Annotated in this window: 24 protein-coding genes, 1 rRNA gene, 1 other RNA gene and 1 pseudogene; 7 read left to right on the forward strand and 20 right to left on the reverse strand. The window is 48.4% G+C overall.

Annotated elements, in window-relative coordinates:
* From ATH33_RS07245 to ffs, 7 genes are all read right to left on the reverse strand, one after another.
* Nucleotides 1–235: ribosomal RNA gene (locus ATH33_RS07245) — 16S ribosomal RNA — on the reverse strand; the annotation flags it as partial.
* Between the two features lie 156 nt (nucleotides 236–391).
* On the reverse strand, nucleotides 392–667 hold the full coding sequence (locus ATH33_RS07250; protein WP_165489722.1) for a pro-sigmaK processing inhibitor BofA family protein: 276 nt from the start codon (nucleotides 665–667) through the stop codon (nucleotides 392–394).
* A 310-nt stretch (nucleotides 668–977) separates the two neighbouring features.
* Nucleotides 978–1,574, reverse strand: a complete 597-nt coding sequence (recR, locus tag ATH33_RS07255; RefSeq protein WP_037996544.1) for a recombination mediator RecR — start codon at nucleotides 1,572–1,574, stop codon at nucleotides 978–980.
* Between the two features lie 21 nt (nucleotides 1,575–1,595).
* On the reverse strand, nucleotides 1,596–1,907 hold the full coding sequence (locus tag ATH33_RS07260) for a YbaB/EbfC family nucleoid-associated protein (protein ID WP_121874257.1): 312 nt from the start codon (nucleotides 1,905–1,907) through the stop codon (nucleotides 1,596–1,598).
* A gap of 13 nt (nucleotides 1,908–1,920) precedes the next feature.
* Nucleotides 1,921–3,630, reverse strand: a complete 1,710-nt coding sequence (gene dnaX, locus ATH33_RS07265) for a DNA polymerase III subunit gamma/tau (protein WP_121874326.1) — start codon at nucleotides 3,628–3,630, stop codon at nucleotides 1,921–1,923.
* Between the two features lie 138 nt (nucleotides 3,631–3,768).
* Nucleotides 3,769–4,911, reverse strand: coding sequence for a two-component system sensor histidine kinase NtrB (locus ATH33_RS07270; RefSeq protein WP_049720789.1), 1,143 nt, complete (start codon nucleotides 4,909–4,911; stop codon nucleotides 3,769–3,771).
* A gap of 313 nt (nucleotides 4,912–5,224) precedes the next feature.
* An RNA gene (gene ffs / locus ATH33_RS07275) (signal recognition particle sRNA large type) lies at nucleotides 5,225–5,489 on the reverse strand.
* Between the two features lie 193 nt (nucleotides 5,490–5,682).
* Between ffs and ATH33_RS07280 the strand changes: the two genes are divergently transcribed.
* From ATH33_RS07280 to treR, 3 genes are read left to right on the forward strand one after another with little or no spacing between them, the layout of a single operon-like run.
* A complete protein-coding gene (locus tag ATH33_RS07280) occupies nucleotides 5,683–7,260 on the forward strand; it encodes a PTS transporter subunit EIIC (RefSeq protein ID WP_049720788.1) in 1,578 nt (525 codons plus the stop codon).
* Nucleotides 7,261–7,277: 17 nt separating this feature from the next.
* Complete coding sequence (gene treC / locus ATH33_RS07285) at nucleotides 7,278–8,969, forward strand: alpha,alpha-phosphotrehalase (protein WP_121874258.1); 1,692 nt, start codon at nucleotides 7,278–7,280, stop codon at nucleotides 8,967–8,969.
* Nucleotides 8,970–8,980: 11 nt separating this feature from the next.
* A complete protein-coding gene (gene treR / locus ATH33_RS07290) occupies nucleotides 8,981–9,691 on the forward strand; it encodes a trehalose operon repressor (protein ID WP_121874259.1) in 711 nt (236 codons plus the stop codon).
* A 170-nt stretch (nucleotides 9,692–9,861) separates the two neighbouring features.
* Here the strand turns inward: treR and ATH33_RS07295 are convergent, their stop codons facing one another.
* From ATH33_RS07295 to ATH33_RS07330, 7 genes are all read right to left on the reverse strand, one after another.
* Nucleotides 9,862–10,671: a lipoate--protein ligase family protein gene (locus tag ATH33_RS07295; RefSeq protein WP_121874260.1), complete on the reverse strand. Its 810-nt coding sequence runs from the start codon at nucleotides 10,669–10,671 to the stop codon at nucleotides 9,862–9,864.
* Nucleotides 10,672–10,950: 279 nt separating this feature from the next.
* Entirely contained in the window at nucleotides 10,951–11,331 is a 381-nt protein-coding gene (locus ATH33_RS07305; protein WP_037996534.1) for a hypothetical protein, read from the reverse strand.
* Nucleotides 11,332–11,374: 43 nt separating this feature from the next.
* Entirely contained in the window at nucleotides 11,375–11,902 is a 528-nt protein-coding gene (locus tag ATH33_RS07310) for an NAD(P)H-dependent oxidoreductase (protein ID WP_037996532.1), read from the reverse strand.
* 49 nt (nucleotides 11,903–11,951) lie between these two features.
* Nucleotides 11,952–13,514 carry a DHA2 family efflux MFS transporter permease subunit gene (locus tag ATH33_RS07315; protein ID WP_049720783.1) on the reverse strand — a complete coding sequence of 521 codons (1,563 nt, stop codon included), beginning with the start codon at nucleotides 13,512–13,514 and terminating at the stop codon, nucleotides 11,952–11,954.
* A 38-nt stretch (nucleotides 13,515–13,552) separates the two neighbouring features.
* A complete protein-coding gene (locus ATH33_RS07320) occupies nucleotides 13,553–14,188 on the reverse strand; it encodes an HlyD family secretion protein (RefSeq protein ID WP_037996530.1) in 636 nt (211 codons plus the stop codon).
* 23 nt (nucleotides 14,189–14,211) lie between these two features.
* Nucleotides 14,212–14,874 (reverse strand): HlyD family secretion protein, encoded by a 663-nt coding sequence (locus ATH33_RS07325; RefSeq protein WP_037996529.1) that lies wholly within the window; start codon nucleotides 14,872–14,874, stop codon nucleotides 14,212–14,214.
* Nucleotides 14,871–15,338, reverse strand: a complete 468-nt coding sequence (locus tag ATH33_RS07330) for a MarR family winged helix-turn-helix transcriptional regulator (RefSeq protein WP_037996527.1) — start codon at nucleotides 15,336–15,338, stop codon at nucleotides 14,871–14,873. The genes ATH33_RS07325 and ATH33_RS07330 overlap by 4 nt, the downstream gene beginning before the upstream one ends.
* 857 nt (nucleotides 15,339–16,195) lie before the next feature.
* Between ATH33_RS07330 and ATH33_RS07335 the strand changes: the two genes are divergently transcribed.
* Nucleotides 16,196–17,068 (forward strand): YitT family protein, encoded by an 873-nt coding sequence (locus ATH33_RS07335; protein ID WP_121874327.1) that lies wholly within the window; start codon nucleotides 16,196–16,198, stop codon nucleotides 17,066–17,068.
* 175 nt (nucleotides 17,069–17,243) lie between these two features.
* On the forward strand, nucleotides 17,244–17,720 hold the full coding sequence (locus ATH33_RS07340; RefSeq protein WP_062843200.1) for an SgrR family transcriptional regulator: 477 nt from the start codon (nucleotides 17,244–17,246) through the stop codon (nucleotides 17,718–17,720).
* On the opposite strand, the gene ATH33_RS07345 is transcribed toward ATH33_RS07340, so the two are convergent.
* Nucleotides 17,717–18,703, reverse strand: a complete 987-nt coding sequence (locus tag ATH33_RS07345; RefSeq protein ID WP_062843303.1) for a glycerophosphodiester phosphodiesterase family protein — start codon at nucleotides 18,701–18,703, stop codon at nucleotides 17,717–17,719. The two genes, ATH33_RS07340 and ATH33_RS07345, sit on opposite strands and share 4 nt — an antisense overlap.
* 155 nt (nucleotides 18,704–18,858) lie before the next feature.
* Nucleotides 18,859–19,068 carry a BCCT family transporter gene (locus ATH33_RS07350; protein ID WP_121874328.1) on the reverse strand — a complete coding sequence of 70 codons (210 nt, stop codon included), beginning with the start codon at nucleotides 19,066–19,068 and terminating at the stop codon, nucleotides 18,859–18,861.
* A 21-nt stretch (nucleotides 19,069–19,089) separates the two neighbouring features.
* On the opposite strand from ATH33_RS07350, the pseudogene ATH33_RS07355 reads away from it, so the two are divergent.
* Nucleotides 19,090–19,257: pseudogene (locus tag ATH33_RS07355) on the forward strand (helix-turn-helix domain-containing protein); the annotation flags it as partial.
* Nucleotides 19,258–19,292: 35 nt separating this feature from the next.
* Here the strand turns inward: ATH33_RS07355 and ATH33_RS07360 are convergent.
* From ATH33_RS07360 to xylB, 4 genes are all read right to left on the reverse strand, one after another.
* Nucleotides 19,293–20,324 carry an aldose epimerase family protein gene (locus ATH33_RS07360; RefSeq protein ID WP_049720778.1) on the reverse strand — a complete coding sequence of 344 codons (1,032 nt, stop codon included), beginning with the start codon at nucleotides 20,322–20,324 and terminating at the stop codon, nucleotides 19,293–19,295.
* Nucleotides 20,325–20,337: 13 nt separating this feature from the next.
* Complete coding sequence (locus ATH33_RS07365; RefSeq protein WP_037997743.1) at nucleotides 20,338–21,714, reverse strand: MFS transporter; 1,377 nt, start codon at nucleotides 21,712–21,714, stop codon at nucleotides 20,338–20,340.
* Nucleotides 21,715–21,790: 76 nt separating this feature from the next.
* Entirely contained in the window at nucleotides 21,791–23,869 is a 2,079-nt protein-coding gene (locus ATH33_RS07370; protein ID WP_198050913.1) for a beta-glucosidase family protein, read from the reverse strand.
* Between the two features lie 24 nt (nucleotides 23,870–23,893).
* Complete coding sequence (gene xylB / locus ATH33_RS07375) at nucleotides 23,894–25,399, reverse strand: xylulokinase (protein WP_049720776.1); 1,506 nt, start codon at nucleotides 25,397–25,399, stop codon at nucleotides 23,894–23,896.
* Between the two features lie 349 nt (nucleotides 25,400–25,748).
* On the opposite strand from xylB, the gene ATH33_RS07380 reads away from it, so the two are divergent.
* Complete coding sequence (locus ATH33_RS07380) at nucleotides 25,749–26,954, forward strand: ROK family transcriptional regulator (RefSeq protein ID WP_049720775.1); 1,206 nt, start codon at nucleotides 25,749–25,751, stop codon at nucleotides 26,952–26,954.
* Nucleotides 26,955–26,982 lie beyond the last annotated feature (28 nt).

Here is a 26,982-nt window from a genome sequence, read left to right on the forward strand (position 1 = left end):
ATCCGCAAGTGACAGCCGAAGCCGCCTTTCCCCTTTTCCCCATGCGGGGAAAAGGACTATCCGGTATTAGCCCCGGTTTCCCGGAGTTATCCCGGTCTTGCGGGCAGGTTGCCCACGTGTTACTCACCCGTTCGCCGCTGGATCCTCATCCCGAAGGATGATTCTCCCGCTCGACTTGCATGTATTAGGCACGCCGCCAGCGTTCATCCTGAGCCAGGATCAAACTCTCCAAAAAAGTTTGATGTGAACTCTCAAGAATTAACGAGTCATGTCTTCACTCTTCAGTTTTCAAGGAACACTTCATTTCACTTTGTTTGTGCCGCTCTCTCGCGGCGACAAATATGATACTACCACCTTATTAGACATAAGTCAACACCTTTTTTCGATTTTTTTATAGCCCGATAAAAATTATTTTCACGGCCACCAGATAAGCGATTCCCGGAATCCCCAAACAGCCGGTGACAAACGCCGTCCAAAGATTAATCGGAATGTGGATTTGCACATATTGCCCCAGCAAGTTCAAAACAAACAAAACCAATGCCCCCACAGCGGTCGACAACACTCCTTTTCCCAACCACACCAGCGGCTTTTTCACCGACCGGTTGATCATCATAAAAAACACCACGCCCAACAAGCCGGCAGCCATCCACCATTGATATTCCAACAAACCCATCCCTCCCCGGATCATTTTTTTCGGAATCGGAATCAAGGCAAAAAGGCAAAACAGGAATGGAAACGGGAAACACATCCAAACGCAACCGGACATCCTTACAACCTCTGACACTCCTCCCCATGGATTCCGCTGAGACGCCTCCCAAAATAAAACCGGACACAATCTCCCCTTGATCGTTTTGACGTGGTCCGTTTCGTCCCATCCGGCATTTCGGCCTGCTTTTCTGGCAAAAATAAAAGCGACAGCTTCCCGGGAAGTGTCGCTTCCATTCTATGCACAAGGTTGTCTGTTTCATGACCAATTTTTATAACTCTTGTCTGCCTTCCAGCGCTTTGGCCAGGGTGACTTCATCCGCATATTCCAAATCCCCGCCGACCGGCAGTCCGTGGGCGATGCGCGTCACCTTCAACCCGAAAGGTTTGGTCAAACGGGACAAATACATTGCCGTCGCTTCCCCTTCAATGTTGGGATTGGTCGCCAGGATCAGCTCCTTGACTTTTTCGTCTTCCAACCGCTTCAACAGTCCGGGAATATTCAAATCATCAGGGCCGATTCCTTCAATGGGTGAAATCGCCCCGTTCAACACATGATACAAGCCATTATATTCACGAGTCCGTTCCATGGCGATCAAATCTTTGGTGTCCTGCACCACACAAATGGTGGACTGGTCCCGGTTTTTATCGGAACAGATATAACAAGGGTCCTGATCCGTGATATACCCGCATACGGAACAATGGCACAAATCCCGTTGTACCCGGACCAATGCTTTGGCCAAATCCAAAACGTCCTCTTCTTCCATGGTCAATACATAAAAAGCCAGCCGTTGAGCCGTTTTGGGGCCAATCCCCGGCAAGCGCATGAATCCCTCGATCAGTTTTGAGATTGGTTCAGGCACATACAACGTTCCCCACCTCTGGTCACTTTAAAATAGTCCGGGGATATTCAAACCGCCTGTGAATTTCCCTAAATCTTTGGCCACCAGCTCCTCGGCCTGTTTCATCGCTTCATTGATTGCGGCGGTGATCAAATCCTGCAACATTTCCACATCACCCGGATCCACAACTTCCGGGGAAATCTCAATCCCCAATAATTGCTTATGGCCGTTCATCCGCACTTTGACCACACCACCGCCGGCTGTTCCTTCCACTTCCTTTTTCTCCAGTTCTTGTTGGGCTTTCGCCATTTCCTGCTGCATTTTTTTCACTTGTTTCATCATCTGATTCATGTTCCGCATCCGTCATCGCCTCCTAAACTTTCGGTTCACTCTCATCGGAAACTTTGATGATTTCTTCGCCGAACAAATCCACGGCTTTTTTCACAATGTCTTCTTGCAAAGACTCCGGTTCCGGTTGCGGGCCGCTCTTGTTACCGGAAGCCGGAAGATTCTGTGCGGAAGCTTGTTTCTTCCAATCATCCAGCATCACGGTTTTCAGTTGCATCCGTTGCCCCGTCATCTGTGAAAGAATTCCTTCAATTAAAGACTTGTTGCTTTCCTTTTCCGTCGTTTCACGGTGAATTTTGCTTTTAAAAGCAACGATCACGGCATCATCGGTGGCTCCGACCGGTTCACCGTCAATCAACCAAGCATGAACCGTGATTTTTTCCTCTTTGACCCGTTGAAGCAATTCAGGCCAGATCTTTTTGATCCGGGCTCCTTGTTTCCCGGACAGCTTCTCCAACCATTGCCGGCTGAACGCCGGTTCGGAAGATTTGACAACCGGAGAAGACGGGCCTGGACGGTTCCCGGAGGCCGGGGAAGCTTCTTCCTTCACGGCCGCGGTGTTTTTTGCCTGGCGAATCCAACTTTCCAACTTTTCGATCCGCTCTTCCAGCCTTGCCACCAGATCCGGCTCCACATTTTTTGGATCGCTTCCAAAAACATCCGCCAAACGGACCAAGGCCATCTCCAATAACACGCGGGGATGGGTCACCCATTTCATCTGCTGTTCGGAATGAACCAACACATCCAGCATCCGGGAAAGACGTTGATGTGTCAACTCCCCTGCAACCTTTTCCACCGATTTCATCCACTGTGTTCTTCCTTCGTGCTCCATCAAAGAAGGTGCGGTTTTATACATCAACAAGTCCCGGCAAACATGGATGAAATCTTGAATCAACTTTTCCGGTTCCACGCCGCTTGCAATACACTCCTCCAGCTTTTGCAAGGCGGAAGGCATCTTCTGTCCGGCCAAATCAACGAAAATTGAAAGCACCATCTCCCTCGACGCACTTCCCGTCACGGCTTGCACCGCTTCAATGGTCAAGGAATCCCCACTGAAGGCCAGCGCTTGATCCAAGAGACTCAGCGCGTCCCGCAGTCCGCCGTCGGCGGTTTGCGCAATGGAGATCAAGGCTTCTTCATCAAAGGAAATATCCATCGACCGGCAGATCGTTTTTAAACGGTTCACGATCTTTTCAAAGGAAATGCGGCGAAAAGTAAATCGCTGACAGCGGGAAATGATCGTTGGAGGAAGTTTATGCGGCTCCGTGGTAGCCAGAATAAAAATCACGTGCTCCGGAGGTTCTTCCAATGTTTTCAACAGCGCATTAAATGCTTCTGTAGTCAACATATGAACCTCATCAATGATATACACCTTGTAACGGACTTCGGTCGGCGCATATTTCACCTTGTCGCGCAGATCACGGATCTCATCCACCCCCCGGTTGGATGCCGCGTCAATTTCGACCACATCCATCAGGGAACCTTCGGTGATGCGCCGGCAAGCTTCGCATTCATTGCAAGGCTCTTTGGCCGGACCGTGAACGCAGTTCACTGCTTTGGCCAAAATCTTTGCCGCGCTGGTCTTCCCCGTTCCGCGCGGTCCGTTAAACAAATAAGCATGGGAAAGGTGTTTTTCGCTTAATGCATTCATCAATGTTTTTGTCACATGTTCCTGACCGACTAAATCCTCAAAGCGTTGCGGTCTCCAAACGCGATACAATGCCCGATAGGACACACCCAACACTCCAACTTGTTCCCCCTCAACGGGGCATATTCATGGTCTTTACTATCATACTACACTGGAAACCTTTTTTCCAAAAGAAACAACCCACTGCCTGTGGGAAAAGATCCGTCGTCTTATCGGCAGTGGGTTTTATGTTTTGATAAGCGGCAAGCAGACTTTCACCTTGGTTCCTTTCGGTCCGGACTCAATTTTGATTTCTCCGTCAATCTCCCGCAAAATCTGACGGCAAATGGGAAGTCCCAGACCGGTTCCGTTCTCTTTGGTTGTAAAAAACGGTTCATATATTTTTTCCAAAACATGAGGTGGTATTCCGGGACCGGTATCCATGATCTCCACAACCACATGTTTTCTTTTTTCATATGTTTTGAGCCGAATCGTCAGCAGGCCGCCATCTTTCATTGCTTCAATCGCATTTTTGGAAATATTGAGAAAAACCTGTTTCAACAACTCCCCATCTGCTTCAATCATCGGAATCGTCGTCAGTTGCCGTTTGGTCACCACATCAATGTTATAAAGAAGTGCTTCGTTTTTGATGATGGGCAGGATATCGTTGAAGACCTTTGTCACATTCACGGATTGGACGTTTAAATGCCGTGGTTTGCTCAGCATCAAAAATTCCCCGACAAGGCTGCTGATCCGGCTGATCTCCCTTAACATGATATCGATATACCCGTGTTCTTTCTGCTGCCCGTTCTCCTTCATTTTGTGCCCGATCACCTGTAAAAAGCCCCGGATTGCCGTGAGGGGATTGCGTATTTCATGCGCGGTTCCGGCTGCAATCTGACCGATGGTCGCCAAACGGTTGTTTTGCTGAACCTGCTGCCTCAAAAGTTGCATCTCGGTTTGGTCCTCAATCATCAAAATTTGCCCTTTCAAGCCGCTTTCACTGTCTTCAAACGTGTGAAACCGCATCAGCAGGCACCGCGGTTCTTCCCCGTCCGGGCACCAGTCCAATTCCAGCTTCCGTTTCTCTTTGCGGGAATGCAAAATCGAAAACAACCGTTCCCTGTACTTTTTCGGCAACCCCAGCTGAATCACGGCATCCCGGAACGACCGGTACATCATCTTTGACTTTTCCAGCCCCAACAGCCTTGCTGCTGCTTGATTGATTTCCACGACATTCAACCGGTCATCAACCACGATAACTCCCAAGTGGATTTTTGAAATTAACTGGACGGCCAAACGCTCATAGGGTGTCACAGGATAAAATGTGTATAAATGGATTGACCCATCTCCATTTCCTGCTAACGCCTTTGTGTTCATATTCATCATCTTCGCACCGCCACATTAAAAGCTTCCCTTCTATCCTTCGTGCTTACTTTTTGCAACGAACGATTCATTGGAATCACATGAGATCAACAAGTGAACAACTTCTCCCATCACAACCGCAAACAACCGACATCAAAATGGGAAGTTCCCATCTTTTTTGACAACAACCTGCTGTGTACGGGCAACATGCCACAAATAATTCTACCTTTTTATTCGCTGTTTACCTTTTTCTTCCTTCTTTAAGAAAAAATTTTCCATTCAAAACCTAAAAAAAACACCTTGTGCCCAAGGTGCGTTTTTCAAAGATGTCTATGTACCGCGCACCTGTCTCCGACGTGTCTTGCCCGAGCGGCCCCTGAACCATCAGCTCAGACCAGGCACCCCTGCGGCACACGACCGGTCTCCCTTAGTGCTGCTTCCGTCAGGACCTGACACGGTTCGGAAGTGATCGTTGCGCAGGACCCGGTCATCAACACGGATGATCCAGACCAGCCTCGCACAAAGCACGCCTCGGACAGGCGTCAACCCCGTTATAGCGGATTACGGGTTACAGGGCACCGCTACCTCCCCGTCTAGCGCGGTGTATTCATCATAACACAAGCTTGGCGTCAGAATCAATGGCAGGATCAGGATTTCCCGGAACCTCCCTCCTCCATTGACAAACCTGTATAGACAGGAGTACAATTTGGTTAAATGAAAGGCTTTTCATTTTTTTATATTCCCTTTCCTGTATATACAGGCGACTGATTCCAACACGGGGATAGGAGGAAAATAATGGCGAAAGGTTTCTCTTTTGACTTTTTTCAACGTGTCGGCCGCTCCATGATGGCCGTGGTTCTCATTCTTCCGCTTGTTTCGATTTTGATGGGTCTGGGCGGTGTGATTTTAAATCCCAATGTTCAAGAATTGATTCCTTTCTTGAGCAGCAACGGCTGGCAAGTCACCGGGGAATTGATGCAACGGGCAGGACAAGCCGTTTTTAATAATCTTCCCGTCCTGTTCGCCGTGGCAATTGCCATCACTTGGACCGGCAAAGGAATGGCTGGTTTCTCGGCACTGATTTCGTTCTTCATCATGCATACCACCCTCGGGGCGTTGATTGATATCACCGGAATCAACCTGAACGAAAAACTGCTGGGAACCGAACTTGGCATCGAAACCATGCAAATCGGTGTGTTCGGCGGGATCTTAATCGGTTTTTTGACCGCCTATCTTTACAATCGCTTTCATAAAGTGGAATTGCCCGATTCGATTTCCTTGTTCAGCGGAGAACGGCTGGTTCCCATTGTTTCTTCGTTCGGGGCCATCTTGTCTGCGGTGGTTCTTTACTTCATCTGGCCGCCGGTCGGAAACGGGATTTTTGTTTTGGGGAACTATATTGCCACCCATACCAACCCGTTGATTGTGGGGTTGTACGGCGGGATTGAAAAACTGCTCATCCCGTTCGGTTTGCATCATATTTACAACACCCCCTTGCTGTTCACGGATATCGGCGGCGCTTACACTTCGTTGGACGGCGCCCGCATCGTGGGGGACCAAAACGTTTATATTTCCCAAGTCATCGACAAACTGCGTGACCCGTCGATTGCCATTACCGGAGGCACCTACATCGCTGGGAAATTCATCCCGGTGATGTTCGGACTGCCGGCTGCGGGACTGGCCATCATTCACACGGCAAAACCGGGCAAAAAAACAAAAACCAAATCCTTGATCGTGGCGGCTGCCGTCACCGCTTTGTTGACCGGAATCACGGAACCGCTTGAATTCACATTCCTGTTTGTTGCCCCGGTGTTATATGCCATTCATGCTGTTTTGACCGCCATCGCTTTCGGGCTTGTCAATGCTTTGGGCATGCACGGCGGTTTTGCCGGCGGATCCGGGCTGATTGACTTCATCTTGTTCAATGTACTGCCCAACCACTCCAATGCATGGCTTGTCACCATCGGACTCGGCCTTGTCTTTGCGGTTATTTACTATTTCACGTTCCGGATTTTGATCCAAAAAATGAACCTGAAAACACCGGGACGTGAAGATGATAACGAAGAAACCCGTCTCCGCACCAAAGACGAGTTCCGCGAAAAAATCGGCATCCAATCCGGAAGCAAAGAAAAAGAAAGCACAAGCAGCCAAGCCGCTCTCATTTTGGAAGCTTTGGGCGGCAAAGATAACATTGTCAAACTGGACGCGTGCATCTCCCGCCTCCGGGTCGGGGTCAAAGAAATTGACAAAGTGGATGAAAACCGTCTGAAAGCATTGGGCGCCGCCGGTGTCATCAAAAAAGGCGACGGGATTCAGGCGGTGTTTGGAACGAAATCATCCATTATCAAGGAAGAAATCCAAGAGTTGATGTAGCTTACAAGGAGGTTTTTTTGTTGGCGGAATGGTGGAAAAAAGCTGTTGTCTACCAGATCTATCCAAAAAGCTTTTATGACACGACAGGGAGCGGAACAGGAGATTTAAGAGGAATCATTCAGAAGCTGGACTACCTGAAAGAGCTGGGGGTCGATGTTTTGTGGCTGACGCCGGTTTATGAATCTCCGCAAAACGACAACGGGTATGATATCAGCAATTATCACAAAATCCATGAAGAATACGGAACGATGGAGGATTTTAAAGAACTTCTCCATCAAGTGCACCAACGCGGCATGCGATTGATCATGGATATGGTGGTCAACCATACTTCCACCGAGCATGAATGGTTTCAAGCGTCCCGATCTTCCAAAGAAAGTCCGTACCGTTCGTATTACATCTGGAAAGACGGAAAGGACGGAAAGGAACCGAACAATTGGCAATCCAAATTCGGGGGTTCCGCTTGGAAACGGGACGAAAAAACCGGCCAATACTACTTGCACTTATTTGATGAAACCCAAGCGGATTTAAACTGGGAAAATCCGGAGCTGAGACAAAAAATTTACGAAATGATGCGTTGGTGGCTGGATCTGGGCGTGGACGGATTCCGGTTGGACGTGATCAACCTGATCTCCAAAGATCAGCGGTTCCCCGATGACGACGGATCCGTCCCTCCCGGGGACGGCCGCAAATTTTACACCGACGGGCCGCGCATCCACGAATTTATGCAGGAGATGAACCGGGAAGTCTTTTCCCGCTATGATATCATGACCGTAGGCGAAATGTCGTCCACGACCATCCCGCACTGCATTCAATACACCCGTCCGGACAACCGCGAGTTAAACATGGTTTTTCAATTCCATCATTTGAAAGTGGATTATCCGGACGGGAAGAAGTGGGAAACAGGCCAAATGGATTTTGAAGCATTAAAACGAATCCTTTCTTCTTGGCAGACGGAAATGCAAAAAGGCGGCGGCTGGAACACCTTGTTTTGGTGCAACCATGATCAGCCGCGGGTGGTTTCCCGCTACGGCAATGACGGACCATACCACAAAGAATCGGCCAAAATGTTGGCCACCGCCATGTATTTGATGCATGGAACCCCGTTTATTTTCCAAGGGGAAGAAATCGGCATGACCAACCCGGATTTTACGTCCATCGACGAGTACCGGGATGTCGAAACAAGGAATATGTATCACATTTTGCGGGAGCAGGGGAAAACCGAGGAAGAAGTGATGCGGATCATCCGGCAAAAATCCCGTGACAACGCGCGCACCCCGATGCAATGGACAGCGGGGAAACACGGGGGCTTCACCCAAGGGACCCCTTGGATTCCCATTGCACCGAATTACCGGCAAATCAACGTGGAACAAGCCTTAAAGGACAACAACTCCATTTTTCATCATTACAAACGTCTCATTCAGCTGCGAAAAGAGCACGATGTCTTGATCAACGGCACTTTTGAACCCGTTCAATTGGATCACCCGGATGTCTTTTCTTATCTGAGGCACGGCCGGAATGAAAAATGGCTCGTCATCAATAATTTCTTTGCTCATTCCACCCGTTGGCATCTGCCGTCTTCCCATGTGCCGGAAGACTGGAAAGGAGAATTGGTGCTCTCCAACTATCCGGATGCGCCGGACCATTTCCGGGAAATGACATTGCGTCCTTACGAATCCCTTGTTTTCCGTTTAACGAAAACCAATCATTGAGGGGAAACAAAGTGGGAAACATTTATCTGACCATTTACCATGAACTTGCCGAACAAATCGAAAAAGGAAAGTTAAAACCCGGAGGGAAACTTCCCTCCGAACATGATCTTTCCAAACAATACCAAACCTCTCGTGAAACGGTGCGAAAGGCACTGAACTTGTTGTCCCAAAACGGCTATATCCAAAAAATCAAAGGCAAAGGATCTTTTGTGTTGGGAATTCACCGGTACGACTTTCCGGTTTCGGGATTGGTCGGTTTCAAAGAATTGTTCTCCAAATTAAATAAACAATGGAAGACCCATGTGAAGAAATTGGAATTAAAACCGGCGGATCCGACAATCCACGCGGAACTTGGGTTAAAGCGCAAGGAACCGGTTTGGGAAGTTGTCCGGATCCGTGAAGTGGACGGGGAAAAAATCATTTTGGACAAGGATTACTTCCGACAGGCTTATGTTCCCGAGTTGACCAAAGAAGTCTGCCAAGATTCCATTTATGAATATCTGGAAAAACAGTGCGGGCTTTCCATCAGCTTTGCCAAAAAAGTCATCACCATCGAACCCATTACGGAAGAAGACCGGAACTTCCTTGACCATCAAAAAGAGCCTTATGTGGCGGTGGTCCGAAATTATGTCTTTTTGGAGGACAACACGCTTTTTCAATACACGGAATCCCGCCATCTGCCGGAAAAATTCCGTTTTGTCGACTTTGCAAGGCGTCATTAAAAAATCTGCCCGCGAGGACAGAAAATCAAAAACGGGTCCGAATAATAATATGAGACCCGAGACCTTCTCGCATCCGTCTGTGCTGCAGCAGGCGGGTTCATTATAACCCAATCCCTTTTTCACAGCGTTTTCCTACGTGTTTAGCCACTCCTCACCGGAGTGGCTTTTTGTCATTTTCCATATCTTTTTTGGATCTTCGTCAACATTTCCCGAACCGGTCCTTCATACACCGGATCGTAATCATGTCTTTCCTTTTTCCGTCCGTCACCAACCACTTCTTTGACCCGCGATACAAACCGGTCAACGGTCAGATCCTGGTTCCATTCGGACAAGGCAGCCATTTTGCCGGGTTCCACTTTGGGGAAATCCGCGCTGAAATCGCCGCCTGACGCCAAATCATAAAATTGTTTCGCTTTCTTTCCTCTTTCCTTTCCGTTTCCTTCCACCAGAACAAATGCCTGAATCACAAAGGCCCGGATCTGTCTCCGCTGGGCAATGCCGCAAAACTTCCGCCCGTCAATGCTTAAATCATAATCCCCCGGGCAGTAGGATCCTTCGATTTCCCCTTTTTCAACGGGGGGAACCAAAGGTTTTAAACACTCCCGCATCAGCTGATACATGATTTCAAAGTCTTGTTTGATTTCCACTTTTCCCCTTGGTGAAGGCAAAATCAAAGAAAGATTGACCACCCCCGGATCCAAAGGAACAGCGGCTCCCCCGGAATTTCGGACTCCCACACGGGAACCAAGTGATTCCAACCAACCGATCGCTTTTTCAGCATGAGGCAATTTCCGGTCCCGGATTCCCAGGATAAAAGCATTTTGATGCCGCCAAATATGAAGCACCGGGGGAAGATGGCCGCTTCCCACTTCCTTGCAAAGAATTTCATCCACCGCAAATGGATATAAAGCCTGGCCGGTTAATAAACCGGCAGAGGTATCGATGATTTCCCGAACCTTTTTGTACGCATTTTGTCCCATTCGCTCGTACTCCTTTTTCTTTCAACCAAAATACCATGCTTCCCATTCATGCACAGCATTCCGGTTCCCTTCGGTTATCGTTCCATCCAAATCCAACCAGCCAAAAGTATAGCCCATTCCTCCTTCCGGCGCCATGGGAAGAATGACCATCCTGAATAATCCGCATGAAGTGCCCGTCCGTGAACCTCTTTTCAACCAAGGGATAAAACCGGCAACCGATGGGAACACTAATAAAAAACCACCCTGCATTTCACAGGGCGGTGCATTCCGGGACTTCGTTTACCGGTTGGATTCCTTATCTTGATTCAATTGCTTATGCATCGAACGAAGAACTTCCCGGTATTCTTGGTCACTGTACCGGTCGGGATCCCGGGGCGGCTCTTCTTTCGTTTCCGTATCTGTTTGTTTTTTCAAGCTTCTGCGCAAGGCTTCCCGATACTCATCATCGGTCATGGTGTATCCGGAGGAATCCGTTTCTTTCCCGGTCACTTTTTTCGCCGGAGATTCATTGTTTTGAGGCGCTTCTTTTTGGGACGGGACCTCCGCGGTTCCCGCCTGCTCTTCTTCCTCAACATTTTTCCCGGCACGGGAATTGATGGCATACAACACTATTCCGCCAAGAACAATGAGCGCCCCGTAAAAAAGAATCAAAAAAGTCAATCGACTCCCCCCTTTTGTTCCGGGTTTAAAGCATATCAACTTTTTACTTCAACTTTTTCGCAACGTTGGCCACACGGCGTCCCAATGCTCTTCCGAGTGACAAGTCATTTTCGCCCGGTGAATCTTCTTCCCCATCCGTGACCGGACAAGTCACAGACAATCCGTAATAAGAGCCCAACATGACATTTTCCGGCAAATTACTCGGCAGTCCGACAATAATCATTCCATTATGAAGCATCGGCGTAATCAAATTCCACAATGTCATTTCCGCACCGCCGTGCAGGGTTGCGGTCGTGCAGAAAACCGCTCCCACTTTTCCAATCAATTTTCCGTTCGCCCACAGATGTCCCAAACGGTCAATCCATGACTTCAATCCGGAACTGATTGTTCCGAAATGGCCGGGGCATCCCCAGATGATCGCATCCACATCGTTTAACTCCCGCACATCGGCTTCATTGACGTGACGGAGGATCACCTCCGCCCCTTCCACTTCGCGTGCGCCCTCTGCAATCGATGCGGCCACTTTTTCCGTATGTCCGCTTTCACTGTCATATACCACATAAATCTTCATGAATCACTTCTCTCCCTTCCACGACATTCCGAGTAATTTCAGGAACCATTCAACCGGATACTTTCTTGTCTTTCCGCACATCCCGCAAGAAGAAACTCAAAATCAAACCAATAAACGCAAAAACGGTGGCCCAAACAAAAGCATCATTGATTCCCAAAACTGAAGCATGTTGGGCAGCTTGCCCGTACAATGTGCTGGTCATCAAACTTTGTGCTTGTTCCGCCGGCAAGCCGACAGCTTGGGCAAAACCGCTCAGTGCCGAATAAAAATGATCGCTGTAAGCCGGATCCATCATATTGGCTTGATCCGCCAGTTTCCCTAAATGATATTGGGTGCGGATGGAAAAGATCGTCGTAAACACACTGATTCCAAGTGATCCGGCGATTTGCCGTGATGTGTTGGCCATCGCCGTGCCGTGACCGTTCATCTCTTCCGGCAATTGGTTCAAACCGGCCGTCATAATCGGCATCATCAACAGGGACATTCCGAAAGAACGGATCATATAGATGATCAAGATCCAAGTATAACTGGTTTCCAGGGTTAAATGCGTAAATTCATAAGTGGTCACCGTGGTGATCAACAGCCCGATCACCGCCAGAGGACGGGGACCCACTTTATCAAACAACACACCGGAAATCGGGGACATCAACCCCATGATAATCGCTCCCGGCAGCAGCAATAACCCGGATTCGAAAGCGGTAAAGCCGCGCAGGTTTTGCAAGTAAATCGGAATCAAAAACATGCCCGCAAACATGGCAATGGTGATAATCGCATTAATCACGCTCGACAGGGTAAACATATCAAATTTAAACACGGAAAAATCGAGCAACGGTTTTTTCGAACGAACTTGCAACAGCACAAACACATAAAGGAAGAACACACCCAGCACAAGGGTGGAAACCACCACCGGATCATCCCAGTCTTTGTTCCCGGCTTCACTCAATCCGTACAGCAACAGACCGACGCCGAGCGAAGAGGTGACGGCCCCCCAAAAATCAAATTGCGGCTTGGTCTCTTTTCTCAAACCATCTTTTAAAAGGAAGAATGCAAAACCAATGACGATCAGACCAAGCGGCACCATCCCGTTAAACAAAATGCGCCAATCGTAATGTTCAATGACCCATCCTGACAACGTGGGACCAATGGCCGGGGCAAAAATCATCCCGAGCCCGAACAGCCCCATTCCTTTTCCGCGCGCCTCCGGCGGGAAAATATGAAGGGTCACCACCATCACCAGCGGCATCAGGATTCCGGCACCAACCGCCTGAATCAGACGACCGATCAACATCATGGAAAACGTGGCGGCCAGCCCGCAGATGAGTGAACCTGCTGTGAAAAACACCATCGAAGCGATGAAAAGCCGCCGGATTCCGTAACGGTCAACCAAATAAGCGGAGAAGGGAATCAAAATCCCGTTGACCAACATATAACCAGTGAGCAACCATTGTGCCGTGCTTGCCGTCACATTGAATTCATTAATCAAACTGGGAATGGCCACATTGAGCAAAGTCTGGTTCAATACCGCCAAAAACATTCCCAGCATAATCACGATCATCAGCGGCAAATGCTGTCGGAATCCGCCGCCGTCCGCTGTATTTTGATTCGCACTCATTCTTTTCCTCCTTTCCTGACAAATCTGTTTAAATCAACTTATTTATGAATGAGGATCGTTGCATTCATACCCGGCACCACGGTATCCGGATAGCTTTCCATTTCAATGACCACCGGAATGCGTTGGACCACTTTGGTATAATCACCACTGGCGGTTTGTTGCGGCAACAGGGAGAAGACGGAGTTGGTCGCTTTTCCGATTTTCTTCACCGTTCCTTTGATTTTGGTGCCTTCTTCCGCATCGATCTTAATGTCCACTTCTTGTCCGACACTTACATCTTTAATCTCGGTTTCCTCGATGTTCGCTTCAATGTAAAGTTTGTTCAAATCCACCATTTGGACCAAGGTTTGGCCTGCGGCAACCATTTGCCCCTCAGAAAAATCGCTTTTCACGATGGTTCCGTCCATCGGAGCTTGAATGTCCACGGTTTGCTGTCCGGTGTTTACTTTCCCCAGAACCTGACCGCTTTTCACTTGTTGCCCTTCTTCAACCTTCCATTCTTCCAACTTTCCGTTTCCGACCGAAGCCACCGGAATCAAATCCCCTTTTACCCGGGCATCTTCGGTTTCAATATAATTGGATTTCATATAATAGAAGTAATAGCCGCCAATTCCCAATCCCATGATAATAAGGAACACAAGCGCATTCGTCAAAACAAGACGTCCTGTTTTCATGAGCCATCACCTTTCCCCTTGATTTAAGACTGTATTTTCACCTCAGCATTCATTCCGGGCATCAAATTCACGTTGATTTGGTCATCAAAGACGATTTGTACCGGAACACGCTGAACCTTTTTATTTTCATTTTGGCTGTCCGTGCTTGCCGATGGATTGGTGAAATCCCCGGCCGTCGAACCAATCTTTTGCACTTTTCCTTTAAAAATGCGGTCTTTGAAAGCATCCACCGTAATGTCCACTTTTTTGCCCGGTTTGACCCGGTCGATTTCTGTCTCATCAATGTAAGCAACGATGTATTTGTTCGATAAATCGGCAACCATCGCAACCGGTTGTCCCGGTCTGACCACCTTTCCGGGAACGGCATTGCTTTTGACAAGGACACCCGAATATGGCGAAGTAATGGATTGTGTCAACGGAGCATCGGATTCCTCGTCAGACGGCCGGCCGGACTGCAGAAGCGTCTCCGTTCCCAGGATCTGACCTTTTTCCACGGAATCCCCTTCTTCAACCGCCCACTCTTTCAGCACACCGGCCTGATCCGGATAAACCGGAACCATCTCTGCCGTCACTTGGGCAATTTCACTGGTCACATAAAGGGATTGATTGGTAAGATAGTATCCCGCACCGATAACCATCCCCAGCACAAAAAGGACCAAAATCAAGTTGTTCACCGCACGCTTCAATGCTTTGTCCCTCCTTTCTCCAACCGGTTTTCGTGTACCCCCTCGATAAACCTTTGCATATTTTCAATGAATCGCTCCATTTCCTCAGAAGAAAGATTCAACCTTTTGACATGCGCATAAATCTTGTTTCTCTGGGAGTCGGAGAGTTCATCAATCATCTCCCGGCTTTTGTCCGTCAGCCGGATCTGTACGATTCGCCGGTCTTTCTGATCCCGTTTCCTCAAAACCATACCCATCTCTTCCAAACGCCCGATCATTCCGCTCAGTGAACTCAGCGGTATATCCAGATGCTTGCTGATCTCCACCAGCGGGGAGGCTCCTTTGACATTGAGAAAATGAAGAACCAGCGCATGGGAAAAAGTTAAATGATGTTTTTTTAATTCTTCCCGCAGCAAGAGGTGACAGAGCGCCATTATTTGGTGAAACAGGCCAATCAAATTGTCCATTTGATCATCACGAATCACAATCACCTCCCCCAGGGAAATGATGTTTCGATTATCGAATGATTAATACAATAAAATATTAACCTGCATAAGTCAATATGCGTCACAAGATGTTCAACAACCTTCCAAAATTACTTCGATGACCGAATGATTCATATCATAAAATATCAACCTTTCAAAGTCAATCTCATCATCAAATGATTTGGATCTCTTTTTTCCGGTGCCACATAAAAGGAAAAACATGGATTGGAGGAATTGTTCTCTTTTGCAGGGTTTTGTTGGAAACCACGTTTAAATATTTATTTTCTATCGTGTAATAAAAACCCTCTTTTTTATTTCTTTTCTATCCTCTCGTTTGAATCCAGTCGTTTTCTGCTTTTTTCAAAAGGAAAAGAACGAAATTAATTCATATGGAAAATTATTCAGCCACCTTCCCATCCGCTTCAATTTGTTTTAATATGAATATGAATAATTTATTTTTTATTTAACAATTTATTTTGTTTATTGTATATATTCATAATGATAAGTGAATAATCTTTGTTTTTTCGGGATAATCCGAAAAAAGAGGGAGAAATAAACCATTTCCATCCATATCAAGCATATTTTGTGCGAAAAAAACCGCTTTATTAATGGATGATCTTGGAACCTAAAAACCGAACAGCTTTCCGGTTTCATCCTCTGTACGTTGGTTTTAATTTTTAGACATTTAAATATTTAAAACACGTATGAAATAATTGTGATATAATTAAAGAATCATTGTTATGGAAAGAAATTGAAAAGCTCGCCATTCCCTTTTTTGTAACCTGATCCCCTCTTGGATTACACACTGTCAAAAAGGGGTTGTGAATCATATGGAGTTATTAACTTCTTCCAATGAAATGGAACAAACGGAAAAGCCAAAAAAGTTGATTTGGTTAAATACTATCAAAAGAATTTTCTTTATCTTGGTCGGTGCCTTATTGTTTTCGCTCGGTTTGGAAGTTTTCCTCGTACCCAATCAGGTGATTGACGGCGGCATCGTCGGTATCTCCATCATCATTTCTCATTTAACGAATTGGAATCTTGGATTGTTATTGGTCATTTTTAACCTTCCGTTCCTCTTTTTGGGGTACAAACAAATCGGGAAAACCTTTGCTTTTTCCACCATGTTCGGGATTGTTGTGATGTCCGCGTTTACCAACATATTTCATCACGTTCCGGCTGTAACCAAAGATCCGCTTCTTGCCGCCGTGTTTGGCGGAATTATTCTGGGAGTCGGAGTCGGTCTGGTCATCCGGTACGGCGGTTCCTTGGACGGTACAGAAATCCTCGCCATCCTCATCAATAAGAAAGTTCCTTTTTCCGTCGGTCAAATCGTGATGTTTGCCAACCTGTTCATTTTAAGCAGTGCCGGCTTTGTCTTCAGCTGGGATCGTGCCATGTACTCTTTGATCACTTATTTCATCGCTTTTAAAATGATAGACGTCGTCATTGAAGGTTTTGAAGAAATGAAATCTGTTTGGATCATCAGTGACAAAACCGAAATCATCGGCCAGACGATTTCCAACCGTTTGGGACGGGGTGTCACTTATTTGGCCGGGGAAGGCGGCTACAGCGGAGAAAACAAAAAAGTGATTTTTTGTATCATCACACGGTTGGAGGAAGCAAAATTAAAATCCATTGTCGAGGATATTGATCCGAATGCATTTTTGGCCACCGGAAACATCCATGATGTGCAGGGCGGTTCCTTCAAAAAGAAAGATATTCACTAAGAGGAAAAAATTCAGAGGCGATCAGGTTATTGAAAAGCGGGATAAAGAGGCGTGTCCGAAGGCACGTCTCCATTTATACCCTCCGCGGTGGATGAGCCCGGGAACTCAGGTGGTAAATTTCCGGCCCTTCCGTTAAGATGATTTCAAACAAACCGATTGGCACCAAGGTGATGGCATGAATATCATCGAGTATTATTTGTTGCTCAGACTTCAATATCAAGAGTACCGTTGTCATCAATCGTTTTATGTCAGTTTGAACGAATTGGCCCGGGTCTTGTGTTGTTCCACCCGCAACGTAAAACGGTTGTTGCGAAAAATGGTGGATGACCAACTGATCTTCTTTAAACCGGGCGGCGGGCGCGGCAAACGCTCCAAGTTGCAATTCAGACGGCCGCTACACCATGTATTCCCTTTATACATACAATTTTTGATTCAACAAGGACAATTCCGGGAAGCCGTCCGCTGGATCAAAAGAGAAGGAATCCCGGCAAAAGTGCGCGAGCAGTGCTATCGCGAACTGCTCCGTCACTTGAGCTTTCCCGGAATTCCTCTTCATGAAATCAACGGGTTTCAACAACATCCCTTTCCGGTGACACCGACCATGATCGCTTCTTCCACCGGAAAATGGTATCTGGTGGAACGAAATGATTAATCCTTAAAAAGCGGGGCCATGCGATCAATCCGGTTTGTCCAGATCCACCGGTTGTAACCTTCGGGGAGACGGTATACATCTTCGGCTTGGTCAAATCCATCTGAAAAGCCGCCGCTTCCCTTCACCAGAATCACCCGGGTGTCCACCCGGTCCATCCTTTCCAGGAACCGGTCAGGCCATCCCCACAGCCAGGGAGCGATCTCATCCGGAATATGAATCTGGGTTTGCCGGCAACTTGCCGGGACATAACCGCTCCAACCCACGGCCAGATAAGAAAGCAGGCAACTTTTCAATGATGCTTTGCTCATCGTGCGGAGCTCCGGAAGCTGTTTTTGCAATTCTTCCACCGGTTGGTCTCCGCCATACACCGCCAATTGACGGAGGCGGTCTGCAGGGAGCGATTTAAGTTTTTCTGCAAGCACGATTCCCTCTTGGGGATCATTGCTTTTCACATGAATGAGCAGCATTTTTCCGGGGAAGGCCTGAAGCACTTCGTCCAGTGACGGCATCAAGCCGACGCCTTTCCCGCGAAAGGGATGCGTTTTTCCCCCATCGGCCGTATAACCATACCCCACATCCAATTTCTTCAGTTCATCCATAGTATAATCGCGTACTTTCCCCTTGGCATTGGTCCGGCATTCCAGCATATGATCATGGAACACGGCAAACTGATGGTCTTTGGTCAGCTGAATATCCAGTTCGACCATGTCCGCTCCGGCCTGAAAAGCCGCACGCATGGAAGGAAGCGTGTTTTCCAGATAAGAATGTTCCGGCGGATGGATCCGCTCGGCGGTGCAGGTGTCATTTTCCACCCCCTCCAAGTCAAAGGTTTGTGCCAGCCCGCGATGAGCCATGAGATACGGATCGCCAGAACGCGGTTTTGCCAAAAGAGAAGTGTTGTTGACATAAACCAAAGAGACGAACAGCAAAAGAACCACAAGAATCCAAATCCATTTGCGCTTGCTTTTTTTGATTCCTGCCAATTCCCTTTCACCCTTTCATGTGCATCGGTCGGTTGAATGATTCCTTTGTTTATCATAGCCGGCCGGCTGAATAAAAAAAGATCCTTCTTTCCCCGCTTTTGTCCCCTTTTTCAAGCAAAAAGCGGAAAGGTGTTTTCTCCTTTCCGCGCACCACCTTAATTTTTCTCTTGTCTTAAAGATTTGATCAGGGAAAAACTCATCAAAATCAAAATAATGGCAAAAGGAAGAGCTGAAATCAAGGCGGCGGTCTGCAATCCTTCCAAGCCGCTGCTGATGATGAGAACGGCCGTAATGGCGGCCATCAACGTTCCCCAGATGAAGCGGCGCAGGATGGAAGGATCGGAGTTCGCGCCGGATGTCATCATCCCCAGCACAAATGTTGCCGAATCAGCCAAACTTCCCGGGCCCTCAATTTGCACCGGCAATCCCTGGTGTACCGTCTGCGCAAAATTGAATCGTTGACCGGACGGTCCCTGGAAAATCCCGATGATCTGTTTCTGCTTGACCTGAGTATCAAACTGTGGACCACGGGAATGGTTTTGAATCAGAAATAAAAAAAAGCGGCCCGTTAGGGCCACGCCATCTGCCACTATTTGATTCCAAACGAAAAAACCGTTTTTTTGCGGTAAACTTCATCCCTCTTTAATAGCACGGACGGAAACCTCTGATCATGCAAGGAGGCAGGCGATGCTTGTGTTTCAAAACAAACTCCCAAATATTTTCTCGACCATCCCCCCGCCAGCATCCGGTCCTTTTTCATCTGATTGGATGTATACAAGACCATCCCCGGCTGGTTTGTAATGATTTGCATCATCCGGCCGCTTTTTATTTCTTCGACTGACACGCATCCCGGGTTGGAAGCAAAGAAAAAATAGTGGTCATATCCGCCGCCAACCATCCGGTTTTGCGGATGGCTGCCGGTAAAACCGTCTTTCAGATTTCGTCCCTGCCCAAAATCAAACGGGGTTTGGCGGACGGAAAGGATTCTTCCCGTCGGAAGCAACGCTTCGTCCAATTCCGCAAAACGGGAAGCATTCATCCGCACCCGGTGGTTTTCAACGGTATCCTTCAAGTTCCCCGACAAATTAAAATAGGAGTGGTTGGTCAAGGTAACCGGGGTCGTCCGGTCCGTGACAGCTTGATAATCCATGACCAACTCATTTTTCCGGTTCAGCCAATAGATCACCGTTACTTTGACGTTTCCGGGATATCCGCTTTCTCCGTCTTTGCTTTCATAACACAGCTTCACGCCGACACCCTCCGGTGTTTGAAGCGGTTCCGCTTCCCAAATCACTTGGTGAAACCCCTGCGATCCGCCGTGCAAATGATTGTTCCCCTCATTTTTTTCCAGTTTAAATGTTTGATCATTCCATTGAAATTCGGCCCCTTGGATCCGGCCTGCCACCGGCCCGATCAACGCCCCCAGATAATAAGGATCCGTCTCATAATCCTTCTCCTTTTCATATCCCAAAACAATATTTTCCACTTTGCCAAAGCGATCTGGGACCATGATTTTTTGGATGATCCCGCCATAATTTAATACATGGATTTCAATTCCTTCCCTGTTTTGGAGAATGAATTTTTTCCATTTTTCGTGGAGCCGGATGGTTTGAACATGCACCGGATTCCCTCCCTCAATGATTTCGGCTTTGAATTTCCTGTCTGATTTTCGGCATTTTTTTCTCATAATCCAACAACATGAGCACCCCGAGCATCAAGAGAATGACGAGGAACGGAAAATACATAAACATCGACTTGATCGCGAAAACGGCACTTTCCGACTGGACGCCGGCATTGGCCACGTACCCTCCGATTTGCAGGGCCCAACCGACCAGAGCGGAGGTGAGTCCTTGTCCGATTTTCATGCCGGCGCTGGTCAAGCTGAAGACCGAGCCTTGAACCGGCACGCCGGATTTCCAATAAACCAGATCCCCCACATCCGCCACGATGGCACTCAGCCCTGCCTGCAAGGGAACCAATCCGATGGCGTTGATCACAATGCCGATAATCAAGGCGATTAAATTTTCGGAAAACACCATCATGATCAAGGACCCGGCGGCTGAAATCAACAACCCGTAACAGGCGCTTTTTTTCATTCCGAATTTGCCTACCACATACGGGGCAAAAAAGAGTCCTGCCAGCAAAGGAATCAATCCGGCTGTGCTTAAGACGCCCATCAGATTCGGCTGATGGAAAATGTAAGACGCATAATAAATTCTTGCCCCTGTTTCCGTTTGGCGCAGATACCACAACAAGTACAAAATCAAAGCCAGAATAAAGTATTTGTTGGTAAACAGCACCTTCATGGTCGGGAAAAAAGAGGTTTTGGTTTCTGCTTTTTTCTTTTTGGCCACATTTCTTTCTTTGACAAACCAACCGGTGATCATCAGGGGAACGGCGCACAGCATCCCGTAAATGGCCGCGGTGACGGTCCAACCTTGCTGGCCGCCGCCGAATGTTCCGACCAACACGGTGGTGAACGTGGTGATAATCCATACCGCCGCATTGGCGAAAATAAACCGGATGCTTCCCAAAGCGACACGGTCTTTTTCACGGTTGGTCATGAATGAGGTCAACGAAGCATAAGCGACATTGTTCGCCGTGTAAAAAACCGCAGAAATTAAAAGATAAACCGTAAAAATATAAGCAATTTTCCAAATATCACTGATATCATCCGGCACATGAAACAACATGAATGTCAGGATTCCGAGAACCGGAGCCGTCCAAAACACCCACGGTTTGGCTTTCCCCATTTTTGTCCGGGTATGGTCAATGATGTTTCCCATGAACAGATCCGTGAAGCCGTCAAAAATCCGGGCAATCAAAATAATCGTTCCGATCACCCCGGCTTGAATCCCCACCGTATCCGTCATGTAAATCGTGATAAACGAAGCGATGAAGGTCCAACTGAAATTGGCACCGAAATCCCCGATCCCAAACGTCAGTTTCTCCAGCATTGTCAACTTCGGGGTTTCCCCGGCCTTCGGTTTGTACTCCCTGATGTGTTCCATACAAATCCCCCAAACACTTTAAATTTTGGTTGGGACACGGAAAAGACCCGTCCGGCCTTTTCCGCGCGCAAAAGAATCACAACGTGACCTTGCCTTTGATCAAATCCCGCTCATGGCTGCTGTTTCCGATATAGACTTCATACTCCATATGCTCCAGCTCCCACTGGCGGGTTTTGGGATTAAACCACTTCAGCTTATCAACGGGGCACCGGATCTCCACTTTTTTGGCCTCTCCCGGTTGAAGGCGGACGCGTTCAAACCCGCGCAACACTTTCACCGGCCGGTCCACTTTGGCCTGGCTGAATCCGACATACATCTGGATGACTTCATCCCCCGCCCGGTTTCCGGTGTTTTTGACCGTACAGCTGGCAGTGACCCACCCGTCGCCGGCGGAAAACCCGGCATCATACAGATCAAACGTGGTGTAAGACAAGCCAAACCCATACGGCAAAGACGGTTCGACCCCTTCTTTTTCCAATTTGACATAACCATGGTCATATCCATAGACAATCTCATCGGCTTCCCAATCGACCGGTGGGAGATGGCTCTCCTTTTTGGGGACAACAAACGGCAGCTTTCCGCCGGGATTCACATCGCCGAATAACGTTTTGGCAATCGCAGTTCCGCCTTCCATCCCCGGATAATAAGCCATCAGAATGGAGGAAACGAAATCTTTCCACTCCTCGATCATGATCATGTTCCCGCCGATCAAAACGACTGCAGAATTTTGATTCACCGGCCCCACGGCTTGAATCAACCGGATCTCTTCTTCATGGAGCCCCAAGGACCGGACCCGGTCTCCGCCCACCGCATCAAACCCGGCACCGATGGCGGACAATCCGCTGTCATCCTGAGCATTGTTGATATATTCACCTTCATCATCATGGTCATAGCCCACCGCAAAAATGACCGCATCCGCCGTGGCGGCCAATTTTCGGGCCCGCCCGATGTCTTGTCCGTCATCAAAAATCACTTCGGCACCGGGGACAATTCGCCGGATTCCTTCCACCGGTGTCACCACATATTCGGGATAAACCCGGCTGGAACCATGATCGCCCGTATTTTCTTTGCTCCCCAGCCGGCCGATTACTGCGATGCGCTTGCAACGTTCTTTGGAAAATGGAAGCGTCTCATGCTTGTTTTGTAGCAGGGTCATCGACTTTTCCGCCGCTTCCAGCGCCAAAGCAACATGTTCTTTGCAGCCGACAACCTCTTCGCCGTATTTTTTTTCATCCGCTTCCGAAAAAGCCAGAAGCGTCCGGACAATGCGCACGGCGGCTTCATCGATTTTCTTTTCGGGAACTTGGCCGTTTTTGACCGCTTCCACCAATTTTTCGCCAAAGTATTTCACAGCGTTCATTTCGATGTCCATCCCGCCGTTGGCCGCTTCAACCGTATCCCGGACTCCCCACAAGAAGTCGCTGATCACAAATCCGTCAAAGTCCCATTCGCCTTTGAGCACCTGATTCAGCAAATAATCATGATGTCCGCAATACGTTCCCCGGTATTTGTTGTAAGCACTCATCACACAAGCCGCCCCGGCGTCGATCACGTCTTTGAAATGGGCCAGATACACTTCCCGTTCCGTGCGCTCGTCCGCTTTCACATTGACCGTAAACCGGGCATTTTCCATGCTGTTAAATGCAAAATGCTTGACGCAGGCAATCACGTTTTCACTCTGGACTCCTTTGGCCAGGTGAGAGCCCATCACCCCCAGATGGAACGAATCCTCCCCGTACGTCTCCTGGCTCCTTCCCCATCCGGGATGGCGCGGAAGATTGATGCAAACTCCCCCGAACAAGTTCCCGCCAAGTGCTTTCACTTCTTTCCCGATCGCCTGTCCGATTCTTTCTTCCAAGTCTTTGTCAAAGGTCGCCCCTCTGGCCATGGAAACCGGGAAACAGGTGCTTCGATTTCCCGACACCGCCCCGCGCGGCCCGTCGACAAACTTGACGGCCGGCACGCCCAGGCGTCGGTTCCCACCCGCTTCATAAGGAACTTCATTGTAGCGGATGCCTTTTTTGTCTTCCTCAACCAAGTCTTCTCTCGTCAAATTCCCGCTCATCAGATACACTTTTTCTTCCAAGGTCATTTGGCTGACGATTTCCTTGGCCTTTTCGGTGAAAGATAACCGGTATGCTTTGTCTGCCTTCACCTACGCATCCTCCTCTTTAAAAGATCATCCTCCATGGCGGAACGCCTGCAATTGACGGCTCAGTCCGCTGGTAGCCGGATAAATTTCCCGGTAGATCCGAAACAGTTGCCGGTATTTTTTCACGTTTTCCGGAATCGGCTCGTAAACCCGTTCCTCTTTGACGAATTGCTCCGCACATTCTGATAACGATTCAAACCAGCCGCATCCGGCAGCCGCCAGCATGGCCGCTCCCATCCCCGGGCCTTGTTCGCTTTTCAGTTTCACGACTTTGGCCCCGAAAATATCCGCCTGCATTTGCAGCCATGTTTCATTTTTGGCCCCGCCGCCGATGGAGATCACCTGATCCACCTTTTTGCCGTTTGCACGAAACATTTCCACGGATTCATTCAGCGAAAAGGTGATTCCCTCCAACACGGAACGGACCAAATGCTCCTTTTGATGCGAACTGTCCAGTCCGATCCAACTTCCGCGAATCAAGGCATCGGCATGCGGTGTTCGTTCCCCGGCAATATAAGGGGTAAACAGCAGGCCGTCCGCCCCGGCGGGAATCCGGTCGATCCCGTTTAACAGTTCGTCAAAATCCCCGTCGTTGGCTAAGACCTCTTTCAACCAGGACAAACTGTACCCGGCGGCCAACGTGACGCCCATGGTGTAAAACGCATCGGGGGCGCCATGGTTAAAATAATGGACTTTTCCGCCAAAGTCTTTGGTTCCGTCTTTTTCATACGTTAAAACCACTCCGGAAGTCCCGATGCTGACAAGCGTTTTTCCTTCTTTTAAAATTCCGGCCCCAATCGCGCCGCAGGCATTATCCGCCCCTCCGGCAAAGACGCGGGTCGCCGGCGACAAGCCGGTCTCTTTTGTGATTTCCGGTGTGACCGTACCGACTTCATCTACCGAGTCAATAAGTGGCGGACACAGGCGCATGTCCACCCCGACCCGTTCCCCGATTTCCCGGCTCCATGTTTTTTCCGGCACATTCATCAAAAGGGTGCCCGCCGCATCGGAATAGTCCATATGAAGTTTCCCGGTGAGCTTAAAGCGCACATAATCTTTGGGCAGGACAAAAGCGCCGGCTTTTTGATACAAATGTGGTTCATGCTTTTTCACCCAGAGGAGTTTCGGCAAGGTGAACCCTTCCAAGGCCGGGTTTTTGGTGATTTCGAGCAACCTTTCTTTGCCCACCCGCTCTTCGATCTCCCGGCATTCTTCCGTCGTGCGCGTATCATTCCACAAAATGGCGTTTCTCAGCACTTCCAGGTTTTCATCCAGCAGCACCAAGCCGTGCATCTGCCCGGAAAAACTGATCCCCTCAATGTCTTCGGGATCCCCCGCAAATTGGTGCAAAAGCTCTTTTAATCCGCTGATGGTGGCCTTCACCCAATCATCCGGGTTTTGTTCGCTCCACCCAGACCTTTCCTGAATCAGCGGATAGGATTTGGAGACTTGTAATACCACTTCCCCCGGCTTGTTGACCAGAAGAAGCTTGACTGCACTCGTCCCCAAATCGACACCGATGACATATTTCATATTGAACCAGCTCCTGTCTCCATGTTGCCTGCAGGTTTCTTTCAACCGCAAATTTAGAAAGAATATTATGCCATTTGACGGAATTTCCTGACATCCCGGAAACCTTTCCAGCCCACACTCAGCGAAACTTTGTTTAATTGTTAAACTAAGATTAACACTTTGATGAAAGCGTTGTCAATAAAAATAAGAATATATCCAAATATATAATTTCTATATATAATAAAATACAAAATCCACGGCGGTTGGCAGCATAACTTTGTATAAACCATAAACAATCATTGCGCATGAACCGAACCATGGAGTATGATAAAATTTCAACAACAGAGGTTGCAGTAAGGAGAAAAAAGAAATGAAAGCACTCAGAACCGGTGATCAAAACCTGGTCAAACAGATCAATAAATCCGTTGTTTTCCACACCATCAAAAACAAAGGCCCGATCTCCCGGGCACAAATTTCCAAAGAAACCGGTTTGAATAAAGCCACGGTGTCCACCATGGTTGCCGAATTGTTGAAAGAATCCTTCGTCAAAGAAATCGGCGCCGGCCAATCCAGTGGCGGCCGGAAGCCTGTAATGCTTTATTTTCATCATCACGCCGGTTACGCCATCGGCATGGATGTCGGCGTGAACTATCTCTCGGGAATCTTAACGGATTTAAGCGGAAATATCGTCGAAAAAACCACGAGCAAATTAAAGTCAACCCGGCTGGAAACGGTCGTGGACCAAATGACGGCCGTCACGGAGAACCTTATCCAAAAAGCTCCCGACAGCCCGTATGGCATTGTCGGCATCGGCATCGGGGTCCCGGGACTGGTTGATTCCGGGGGACAAATTTTATTCGCCCCCAATCTGAAATGGAAAAACGTGGATTTAAAACAAGTGATGGAAGAAAAATTCCACATTCCGGTCAAAATCGAAAACGAAGCCAATGCCGGCGCCCACGGGGAACAGTTGTACGGATCCGGCAAACACATTGCCAATTCAGTGTATATCAGCATCGGCATCGGGATCGGAACGGGGATCGTGATCAACCATCAACTCTATCGGGGCTTTACGGGGATTGCCGGGGAAATGGGACATATGTCCATCGACTTTCAGGGCAGAAAATGCTCGTGCGGCAACCGCGGTTGCTGGGAATTATATGCATCGGAAAGCGCCCTTTTAAATGCGGCTTCCAAACGGAACCTCCCGGAAGGACATCCGGAAGCCGATTTGGATGTTCTTTACACCGAAGCCCAAAAAGGAAACGTTGAAGTCATTCAACTGTTGAACACTTTGGGAGAATACATCGGCATCGGCCTGACCAATGTCATGAATACGTTCAATCCCGAAGCCATGATCATCGGAAACCGGATCGCCCGCTTTGAACCCTGGATTAAAAACCCCATTGAACGCGTTTTGGAAGAGCGGCTGTCCAACCATCATCCCTTCCCAACCCGCCTTCGCTTTTCCAAGCTGAAAGATGATTCGACAGCCCTTGGCGCCGCTTCGTTTGCCATTTCAGCTTTCTTTTCCAATCAAAAGATCACGGAAATGGAATCCCTCTCCTTCACCTGAAAAGCATCAAAACCGGCTTTCCCCTTTT

It is taken from the genome of Thermoactinomyces vulgaris, from assembly GCF_003688725.1.
Lineage (GTDB): Bacteria > Bacillota > Bacilli > Thermoactinomycetales > Thermoactinomycetaceae > Thermoactinomyces > Thermoactinomyces vulgaris.